The sequence below is a fragment of the Ideonella aquatica genome, assembly GCF_018069755.1.
In the GTDB taxonomy this organism is placed as follows: Bacteria; Pseudomonadota; Gammaproteobacteria; order Burkholderiales; family Burkholderiaceae_C; genus Ideonella; species Ideonella aquatica.
Map to the genome: position 1 here is coordinate 453,389 of NZ_JAGQDE010000002.1, position 9,735 is coordinate 463,123.

Here is a 9,735-nt window from a genome sequence, read left to right on the forward strand (position 1 = left end):
CTCAGCGCGCCTGTCGGGCGCGCCGCAGCTCGGCCAGCAGCACGCGGTACAGCACCGGCGGGTCCACCGGCTTGGCGATGTAGGCGTTCATGCCGGCCTGCAGGCAGGCCTCGCGGTCGCCGGACAGGGCGCTGGCGGTCATCGCGATGATCGGTGTGTGCGCCAGCTGGGGCAGGGTGCGCAGCTGGCGCGCCAGCAGCGTGCCGTCCATGCGCGGCATCTGCACGTCGGTGACGATGGCGTCAAAGTGCTGCGCACAGGCCAGCGCCAGGGCCTCGACGCCATCACTGGCCTGGCTGACCTGCAGGCCGGCGGCCTGCAGCAGCTCGCTCGCGATCAGCTGGTTGACCGGGTCGTCCTCAACCAGCAGCACCTGGGTACCGGCATGCTCGGCGCGCAGCGGGCCCAGCGCGTCGTGGGTCGCCGGTTCGTCGGCGGCCTGGTCGGGTGCCAGTGCCAGCCAGGCGGTGAACCAGAAGCGGCTGCCCTGCCCGGGCTGGCTGTGCACGCCGGCCTCGCCGCCCATCAGCGTGGCCAGGTGGCGGGTGATGGCCAGGCCCAGACCCGTGCCGCCGTAGCGGCGCGTGGCCGACACGTCGGACTGCTCAAAGGGCTGGAACAGCCGGGCCTGCTCGTCCTGGCTGAGCCCGATGCCGGTGTCGCTGACCTCGCAGCGCAGCAGGATCCGGCCGTCGCGACGGGCCTGCTCGCCCACACGCAGCGTGATCTGCCCCTGGCTGGTGAACTTGACGGCGTTGCCCAGGTAGTTGATCAGCGCCTGGCTCAGGCGCACCGGGTCACCGCGCAGCGTGGTGGGCAGGTCGTCGGCCTGCACCACCAGCGCCAGGCCCTTGGCCTGGGCCTGCGGCTCGACCATGGCGCAGGCCTGCCGCAGCAGCTCGGGCAGCGAGAAGACCTCGTCGGCCAGCGTCAGCCGGCCGGCCTCGATGCGCGAGATGTCCAGCACGTTGTCGATCAGCGCCATCAGGTGGCGCGTGGCCACCTGGATCTGGGCCAGGCGCTCGCGCTGCGGCTCGCCTGGCGGCGCCATCTGCGACAGCGAGTGGCTGAGGCCGACGATCGCGTTGATCGGCGTGCGGATCTCGTGGCTCATGTTGGCCAGGAAGGCGCTCTTGGCGCGGCTGGCCTGCTCGGCCGCCTGGCGGGCTTCCTCGGCTTCGGCGGTGCGGGTGCGCACCAGGTGCTCCAGATGGTGGCGGTGCTGCGCCAGCTCGTCGGTCACGCGCAGGTGCTCGGTGATGTCGTCGAAGGTCACCACCGCGCCGCGCGAGCCATCACGCTGGGGCGACGGGCTGACGCTCAGGCGCACCGCAAAGCCGCTGCCGTCGCGGCGCCAGAACCAGTCCTGCACCTGGCGGGGCTGGCCGTCGGCCAGGGTCTGGTTGATCGGGCACGCCTGTGCCGGGTAGGGCCGGCCGTCGGCATGGTGGTGGTGGAAGATCTCATGCTGGCGCCGCCCCAGCACCTCCGAGGGCTGCAGCTGCAGCATGGCCAGCGCCGATGGGTTGATGAAGGTGCACAGGCCCTGAGGGTCGACGCCGTAGATGCCCTCGCTGATCGAGTCGAGGATGCTGCGCTGGCGCACGCCGGCATCCTCGAGCGCGCGCAGCGCATCGGTGGACTGGCGGTGCTCGCGCAGCAGCTGGCGGTGGGTCTGGGCGATCTGCAGCAGCAGCGCCGCCAACAGCGCCGCCAGGCCCAGGCTGCCAGACAGCAGCAGCACGCCGTGCTGCTGCAGCAGGTCCTCCAGGTGGATGGTGGGCTGCTGGTCGTAGGGGGGCACGCGCAGGGTGCGCATCATCTCGGCCACCGGCGTGTAGTCGCCGGGGATGGTGAAGCCCACGATCTGCAAGCGACGCGCCACGTCGCCGTCGTGCGGCAGCCCCAGGATGGCGGCTGCCAGCTGGCGCGCCAGCGCTTCGGGGCACCAGGGCATCACTGCCAGCGGCCATTGCGGGTAGAGCCCGGTCGACAGGGCGAACGGGTAGTCGCCCCGTGATTGCGGGTGCAGCACCTTCAGCCGCTGGGGCGGCAGCCGGCCCTCGGCCTGCAGGGCTTCAAGCACGCCGGTGCGCACAAAGGCCACGTCGGCGCGGTCCTCCAGCACCGCCTGCACGGCGGCGTCCTGCTCGCCGCCCAGGGCCAGCACCTGGGCGTCGTCGGGCAGATCGATGCCCTCGCGCGCCAGCACCAGCGCCTGTGCCAGGTAGGCGCCCAGGGACTCGGTGCTGCTGGTGGCGATGCGCTGGCCGCGCAGGTCGGCCAACTGGCGCAGATCGTGGCGCGCGGCATCGGCCAGGATCACTCCGCCGAACTCGGCCAGCGCGTGGGTGCCCTCGCGCTCGACCAGCGTGGCCAGCGGCGCGCGCAGCCCGGCGTCATGGGTCAGGCGGATGTAGTGCGCCGGCTGGGTGAGGACGATGTCCACCTCGTGCCGGTCGACGGCGGTGTTCAGCTCGGCGTAGGTGAAGGCCCGCAGCTGCACCCGCTGACCGCCGCTGAGGCTGGCGTTGAGCGCATCGACCAGCGGCTGCCAGCGGGTCAGGGTCTCGGGCTTGGGCCGAAAGGCCAGCACACCCAGCGTGAGCGTGGGCGCCGCGCTGCCGGCCTCAGCCGCTGCGGCCAATGCCGGCAGACCGAGCAGCAGCCCCACCAGCCAGGCCCACAACGCAGCGGCCAGCCATGTCCGCGCCCGATCCGCGCGCGCGGCCAGCGGTGCCGGGGCCAGATCGAGGGGGATGTCCGCCACGCGGGCGATGGTAGCGCCCGGTCATCTGGCCGCAGGTCTGTGCAACCGGTTGCTGGTCACTGCGGTGTCCCCTGGATGTGGGGGGTGAGGGGTCAGCAGGTGATCGGTGTCAGGCGGTTCAGGCCGGCCAGGTCGCGGCAGAAGAAGTCATCGGCGAGGTAGATGCGGTCGTACTGGCGCACGTCGTAGTGCACCCAGGTGGGAGCGATGTCCGGCGGCTCCAGCGACTTGCGATTGCGCGCCGCCCAGCCCACCTGGGCGTTGGACAGCTCGACGATGCGACCGCGCACCGCATTGCACTTCTCGGCGTCGTCGCGCTTGCTCTCGCCGGGCTGGAGCGCGATGTCCAGGTCCACCGCCTTGCCGCGGTGGTTGGTGGTGGTGCGGCCGCGCTGCTGGTTGTCGATGCTGCAGCGGTAGCCCGAGCTGAAGCTGAAGCGGTGCTCGGGCAGGTCGTGGAACACCGCGCGCACCGCCCACAGCAGCAGGCGGTGGATGCCGGGGTACTCGTAGTGGTTGAACTGTTCGCGGCCCTCGCCACCGGGCACATAGGTGTCACGAAAGCGCCCATTGCCAAAGCCGCTGCAGTGGCCGCAGGGGCAGCGCAGGGCCTCGAAGTCGATCGGGTACTTTTGCGCGAAGGCATCGATCGCCTCGAAGGTGGCGCGGTCCACCACACGGGTGGGCTGGGCCATGCCCATCACGTCCTGCTGGAACTTCTGCACCTGCAGCTCGGTACCCGAGCCGAAATCGCCATCGGGCAGCGTGCCGCGAAAGCCGGCCAGGCGGATCTGCAACTCCACCACGTCGGGCCCGTTCATGTCCTTGCGCAGCACGCGGCTGCCGTACTCGTTGGCCATGGTCATCTTTCAGCAAAGGGCAGGGCCCGAAGGTAGCACCGGGCAGCCCGGCGGCGTGGGCGCGCCGGCCTGGCAGCCTAGGGATGCCGGACGCGCTGCAGCCGACCCTGCAGGCCCAGCCGACCCAGGCCCAGCGACACCAGGGCCGCCACCTCCCCGGGCCGGTGGGTCATCGCCAGGCGCAGGTTCTCTTCGGCGTCCAGGCCGTTGTCCAGCCCCTGCAGTCCGGCATCGCGGGCAGCCAGTTCGGCGGTCAGCTGGTCAAGGCCGGGCAGCTCGGCCGGCCGGCCGCCAGCACACAGCACGGCGCAGCGCGGGTCCAGGCGCGCGGCGATGTCCAGCGTGGCGCCGCCCATGCCGGCGGCCAGAAAGACCGGCTGTCCGGCCTGCAGGGCGAGCAGCGTTTCCTCGACGATGCCCGGCATCCGGCCGCTGTAGTCGCGCCGCCGACCGCCCACCACCAGGCGCGCGCTGCACTGGGTGGCCAGGTAGCAGCGCAGCCGGGTCATCTCCTGCTGGTGATAGGCCGCCTCGGCGTCGCCCTGGCCCGCCTCGTCGCGGTCGGCCAGCGGATCGGCCAGCGGTTGGCCCTGGGCGTCCAGGCAGCGCAGCTCGCCGTACAGGCCCAGCTGGCGCCGCGCCTGGCGCAGCTCGTCCAGGCTGTTGCGCCGGTGCACCGTCCAGGCCAGGCAGACCAGCAACTCGGGCAGGGCGTCGCCGCCGTCCAGCACACCGGCCTGGGCGTAGCGGCTCAGCTCGTCCATCAGGAAGGCGGTGAAGCCGTCGGGCTTGATGTGGCCGCCGTAGGCCAGCGCGCCGCCACCCAGCAGCACCGTGCGGGCCAGCTCGCGCAGCACCAGCTGCTGGTGCATCAGCGTCAGGCCCAGGCGCGGCAGGTCCTCGCTGTCGCCGATCGACACGCCGATGCGCACGCCTTGCCAGGCGCGTGCGGGCAGCAGGGTGGCGGGGACGTCCGGCATGGTGTCAGGCGCCGCGCGCCGCCAGCAGCTTGGGCGTGCTCAGGTCCAGGCCGGCATGGCCGGCGCGGCGCACCAGGTCCTGCAGCACCGCGCGTTCCTCGCAGGCCAGCGGCGGATCGGGGTGCAGCACGCGCAGCTCGGCGCCCGGCGGCACCCGGGCCAGCAACTGGCTCAGCGTGCTGGGCTCGGGGGCCTGGGGCAGGAACTGGTAGCCGGCCAGCATCGGGTCGGCCGCGGCGCGCTCGGCCTGGCGCTGCCACAGCACGCTGTGCAACCAGGCATCGGCCAGCAGGTCCAGGGCCTGGCCGATCGCGGCGCGGTCCCAGGCGCCGTCGGCGCCGCGGCGCACCGGCAGGCGCGGCACATGGTCCATCAGGAAGGAGCCGCGCGCCTCGCCGCGCTGCAAGGCATCGAGCACCACCACCGGCATGCCGTGGCGCTTGGCGGTCAGCACCTCGCGCTGGCACCATTCGCGGCTGGCGTAAAGGTCGGTGCGCAGCGCCAGCAGGGCGCTGCTGGCCGCGTGCCGCCGCAGCGCCTGGTCCCAGTCGGCGCCGGGCTGCAGGTCCTGGGCATCGTAGAAACTGCCGATGCGGGTGCCGCCCAGCACCTCGCGCACCGTGTCGACCAGCGAGGCCACGGCCTCGTCCGGGCCACTCATGCGCTTGGTGTGGCTGATGAAAACGCGCAGCGCCGGTCCGCCGGCCGGGTGCAGCCAGCGCGCCAGCGCCTGCGACAGGTCGCGGCGCAGCACCGCCACCGGCGGCGGGCCGGCCGCGGCGCTGCTCTCGGCCAGCGGGTCGGTGGCGCCCAGGCACTGCAGTGGCGGCAGTGCTGTCGCCAGGGCCGATCGCGGGTCCAGCGGGTCCAGCGCCACCGGCAGCAGGGCCACCTGGTCGGGCCGCCGAGCGGCGCTCTCGACCGCCTCGCGCACCCAGCGCAGCCAGTCGCTGCCGGCGGGCTGGCAAGCGCGCATCAGCTCGTCACCCAGGAACAGCACCACGGCGATGGCCTGCGCCGGCGGTGGGTGGCCGGGGGGCAGGGCGGCGTCGGGCCAGGCGATCGGCCGCGGCGCGCTGCCAGGGGCCGACCAAGGGGCCGAGCGCTGGTAGAACTCCATCGTGCCGCCCAGCAGGCTGCCGTAGACGCCGTGGTGGAAGTGGTGGTCGAGCTCGGCAGCCAGGCGTGCCGCGGCGCGGTCACCCGGGTGCCAGGCGAGGTGGACCTCCAGGATCGGCGCATGCATGTCAAGCACCTCGCCGGGGGCTGGGGCGCGGATGGCTGGCGCGGTCGCTGCTCACGCGGGTCCTCCGGCCGGGCGGGGGCCCGGCGCAGGGCAGGACGGTAGCACCTCACGGCGGCGCCGGCCAGCCAGGCCGGCGCCGGTCGGCCGGGCAGGTAGACTGCGCGGTTTTTCCTCGCCGACACCGTCGCCCGGGCATGGCCCACGCCACCACCCCCGTCCGCCCCGCTTCTGCCTCCCCCGACGCCGCCTCGGGCGGCGCGCTCACGGCCCTGCTGGAGCGGATGGACCTGATCCACGCCCCGGCGCGCGCGCCCTCGGTGATCGAGGGCCTGGGCCGCTGGCTGGGCTGGGCCGAGGCCGGACCGCTGTTCGACGCCTTGAACACCCCGGTGGCGGCGCCGGCCCCGCTGGCCCCCGAGGACCTGGACGCCGCCGAGCAGGACCTGGCCCAGGTGCGGCAGTGGCTGGAGCGCGCCGTGGCCGCCGAGCCCCAGACCCGCCGCGGCGCGCCGCCGCCCGATGTGGCCGAGTGCCGTCAGCGCTACGCAGCGCTGCAGCACCAGATGGCGCAGGCCTTGTCGGCACTGCGCCAGCGCCTGCGCCAGCGTCTGGCCGCGGCCGGCGGCGACGCGGCGCGCCTGGCGGCGGTCGATGCGCTGCTGGCCCGCGTGGTGGAAGCGCGCGAATCGCTGATCCTGGCCGCCTTGCCGGCCCAGCTGGAGCGCCGCGCCGAGCAGCGCCGCGGCCCCCACGCCGACCCTGACCCGAGCGGCCTGCACACCGACATGCGCGCGTTGCTGCAGGCCGAGCTGGCCCTGCGGCTGCAGCCGCTGCTGGGTCTGCTCGAAGCCCTGCGTGCCCGCAGGCCCGAACCTCTCACGCCCGCCCGATGACCCGTTTGCTCTATCCCGCGGCCCTGGTGGCCGCTCTGCTGGCGATCGCCTGGATCGCCATCGGCTACCTGTCCACCAGCCTGCCGGCGCTGCTGATGATGGCGCTGATCGCCGGCTTCTTCGGTCTGGGCGCGCTGGAGCTGCAAGGCCTGCGCGCCGACAGCGCCACGCTGCGCGCCACGCTGGGCGAGGCCGCGCCGGCCTCCGCCGCCGACTGGCTGGCCGCGCTGCCGCCGGCCTGGCGCCCCGCGCTGCAGGCGCGGCTGGACGGTCAGCGCCTGTTGCTGCCCGGCGCGGCGCTGACGCCCTACCTGGTGGGTCTGCTGGTGCTGCTGGGCATGCTGGGCACTTTCCTGGGCATGGTGGCCACGCTGGCTGGCACCGGCCAGGCGCTGGAGCGCGCCGGCGACCTGGCGCTGCTGCGCGACGCGCTGGCGGCGCCGGTCAAGGGCCTGGGGCTGGCCTTTGGCACCTCGGTGGCGGGTGTCGCGGCCTCGGCCGCGCTGGGGCTGATGTCGGCGCTGGCGCGGCTGGAGCAATCGCGCGCGATGGGCTTGCTGGACGAGCGTCTGGCCGGCCCGTGGCGCCCGCTCACCGCGGCCCACCGCCACGCCCAACTCGCCGACGAGGCCCGCGCCGAACAGCGCCGCCAGGCCGAGCTGCTGCCCGCGCTGGTCCAGGGCGTGCAGTCGCTGCTGGCCAGCCAGCAGGCCGAGCAGCGCGCTTTCCACGAGGCCACCTCGGCCTCCTACCGCGCCCTGGCCGAGCAGGTGGCCACTTCGCTGGACCGCACGGTGCGCGACAGCGTGGCCGGCAGCCTGCAGCAGGCCGCGCAGGGCATCCAGCCCGTGGTCCAGGCCACGATGGCCGGCCTGGCCCGCGAGGCCCAGGCGATGCACGGCCGCGTGGCCGATGAGCTCGCGCAGCAACTGCAGGGCCTGGGCCGCAGCCTGGCCGCCAGCAGCGACGCGGCGGTGCAGGCCTGGCAGGCCACGCTGGCGCGCCAGGCCAGCGACGGCGACGCCCAGGCCGCGCGCCTGCAAGGCCTGATGGACACGCTGGCGCAGGGCTTCGAGCAGCGCAGCGCCGGCCTGCTGGCGCAGATCAGTGAACGCCATGGCGCGCTGCAGACCGCGCTGGCCGGTGCGGCGCAGCAGGTGGCGCGCGACGGCGCCGCGCTGCACGAGCGCAGCGCCGCCACGCTGGCCGAGCAGCTGGGCGCGGTGTCGGCGCAGCTGGAGGCGGCGGTGGCCGGGGTGTCGGATCGCTGGCAGGCGGCGCTGGACGCCCAGACCGCCGCGGCCGCACAGCTCAACGAGCAGCAGCATGCCCAGGCCACCCGGGCGGCGCAGCAGTTCGAGCGCCAGGCCGAGGCCCTGCTGCAGGCGCTGCAACAGGCCCAGAGCGGCCTGCAGGCCGAGCTGGCCGCGCGCGACGAGGCCCGCCTGGGCGCCTGGACCCAGGCCCTGAACGCGCAGGCCGCTGCGCTGCAACTGGAATGGCGCGAGGCCGGCGCGCAGGCGCTGGCCCAGCAGCAGCAGATCTGCGCCACGCTGGAGGGCACGGCCGGCCGCATGGCCGCGCAGGCAGAGGCCCATGCGCAGGGCACGATCGCCGAGATCGCCCGCCTGGTGCAGGCGGCGTCCGAGGCACCGCGCGCCGCCGCCGAGCTGGTGGCCCAGCTGCGCGACAAGCTCAGCGACAGCCTGGCCCGCGACACCGCGATGCTGGCCGAGCGCGAGCGCCTGCTGGCCACGCTGCAGACCCTGCTGGGCGCCGTGGAGCATGCCGCCGGCGGCCAGCGCCAGGCGCTGGACACGCTGCTGGCCAGCACCGCCGACTGGCAGGCCCGCACCGAAGCGCGCCTGGGCCAGCAGATCAACGCCGAGGCCGCGCGCCTGCAGGACCTGTCGGCCCGTGTGGGCGCGGGCGCCGCCGAGCTGGGCAGCCTGGGCGAGGCCTTTGGCGCCGCGGTGCAGGGCTTCCAGCTCAGCACCCAGCAGCTGGCGGCGCAGCTGCAGCGGATTGAAGAGGCGCTGGAGCGCCAGATGACGCGCAGCGACGAGCAGCTGGGCTACTACGTGGCCCAGGCGCGCGAGGTGATCGATCTGAGCCTGCTGGCGCACAAGCGCATCGTCGATGACCTGCAGCGCCTGGCGGCAGGCCGCGCGGAGGCCTGATGCACGAGGCCGACATCGCGCAGGAAGGCACCGCGCCGGTCTGGGCCGTCTTTGGCGACCTGATGGCCGGCTTGCTGGGCGCCTTCGTGCTGATCCTGGTGGCGGTGCTGGGCATGCAGCTGGATCTGTCGGCCCGCCTGCAGGCCGAGGTGGAACGCCGCCAGCAGGAAGAGCAGCGCCGCAGCGCGCTGGAAAAGGCGCTGGCGATTCCGCTGGCCGAGGGCCGGGTGACCCTGAACAACGGCCGCATCGGCATCGCCGGCAGCGTGCTGTTCGACCTGGGCTCGGACAAGCTGCACCCCGACGGCCGCCGGCTGGTGAACAGCCTGGGCGCGCCGCTGGCCGCCTACCTGGGCGCGCGCGACGAGATCCTGATGGTCAGCGGCTTCACCGACGACCGCGGCGTGCGCGGCGGCAGCACCGCCTTTGCCGACAACTGGGAGCTCTCGGCCCAGCGCGCCCTGACCGTGACGCGCGCGCTGGTCGAGGCCGGCGTGCCGCGCTCGGCGGTGTTTGCCGCGGCCTTTGGCGCCGAGCAGCCGGTAGCCTCGAACGCCGATGCCAGTGGCCGGGCGCAGAACCGCCGCGTCGAGATCACACCGGTGCCGCGCTCGCGCGCCGCCGCCGCCAGCGCACCATGAGCGAGCCGATGGATCCGGTGCGCCAGCGCCTGATCGACGGCCTGGCGCGCCGCGCCGAACGGCTGGATCCGGCGGCGCGCGCGCTGGTCGAGGCGCGCATCGCCCAGCTGCGCGCCGCGCCGCCGCTGCCGCAGCGGCCACACCCCGCCGCCGCACCGCGCCGCC

At 74.4% G+C, this 9,735-nt stretch carries 7 protein-coding genes; 3 read left to right on the forward strand and 4 right to left on the reverse strand.

Annotated features, from left to right (window positions below):
* Position 1: 1 nt before the first annotated feature.
* The 4 genes from KAK06_RS04280 to KAK06_RS04295 all read right to left on the reverse strand — a co-directional run bounded on the left by KAK06_RS04280 (position 2) and on the right by KAK06_RS04295 (position 5,856).
* A complete protein-coding gene (locus tag KAK06_RS04280; protein ID WP_210800661.1) occupies positions 2 to 2,770 on the reverse strand; it encodes a PhnD/SsuA/transferrin family substrate-binding protein in 2,769 nt (922 codons plus the stop codon).
* A 92-nt stretch (positions 2,771 to 2,862) separates the two neighbouring features.
* Positions 2,863 to 3,636, reverse strand: coding sequence for a peptidoglycan-binding domain-containing protein (locus KAK06_RS04285; RefSeq protein ID WP_247652622.1), 774 nt, complete (start codon positions 3,634 to 3,636; stop codon positions 2,863 to 2,865).
* A 71-nt stretch (positions 3,637 to 3,707) separates the two neighbouring features.
* Positions 3,708 to 4,610, reverse strand: coding sequence for a hypothetical protein (locus KAK06_RS04290; protein WP_210800662.1), 903 nt, complete (start codon positions 4,608 to 4,610; stop codon positions 3,708 to 3,710).
* A gap of 4 nt (positions 4,611 to 4,614) precedes the next feature.
* Positions 4,615 to 5,856, reverse strand: coding sequence for a toll/interleukin-1 receptor domain-containing protein (locus KAK06_RS04295; protein WP_210800663.1), 1,242 nt, complete (start codon positions 5,854 to 5,856; stop codon positions 4,615 to 4,617).
* A gap of 194 nt (positions 5,857 to 6,050) precedes the next feature.
* Between KAK06_RS04295 and KAK06_RS04300 the strand changes: the two genes are divergently transcribed.
* Genes KAK06_RS04300 through KAK06_RS04310 form a run of 3 tightly spaced genes read left to right on the forward strand, consistent with a single transcriptional unit; the run spans position 6,051 to position 9,570 of the window.
* The gene (locus KAK06_RS04300; RefSeq protein WP_210800664.1) at positions 6,051 to 6,749 is read left to right on the forward strand and encodes a DUF3348 family protein; all 699 of its coding nucleotides are present in this window, start codon (positions 6,051 to 6,053) and stop codon (positions 6,747 to 6,749) included.
* On the forward strand, positions 6,746 to 8,929 hold the full coding sequence (locus KAK06_RS04305) for a DUF802 domain-containing protein (protein ID WP_210800665.1): 2,184 nt from the start codon (positions 6,746 to 6,748) through the stop codon (positions 8,927 to 8,929). Before KAK06_RS04300 ends, KAK06_RS04305 begins: the two co-directional genes overlap by 4 nt.
* Positions 8,929 to 9,570: an OmpA family protein gene (locus KAK06_RS04310; protein ID WP_210800666.1), complete on the forward strand. Its 642-nt coding sequence runs from the start codon at positions 8,929 to 8,931 to the stop codon at positions 9,568 to 9,570. The genes KAK06_RS04305 and KAK06_RS04310 overlap by 1 nt, the downstream gene beginning before the upstream one ends.
* Positions 9,571 to 9,735: the final 165 nt, after the last annotated feature.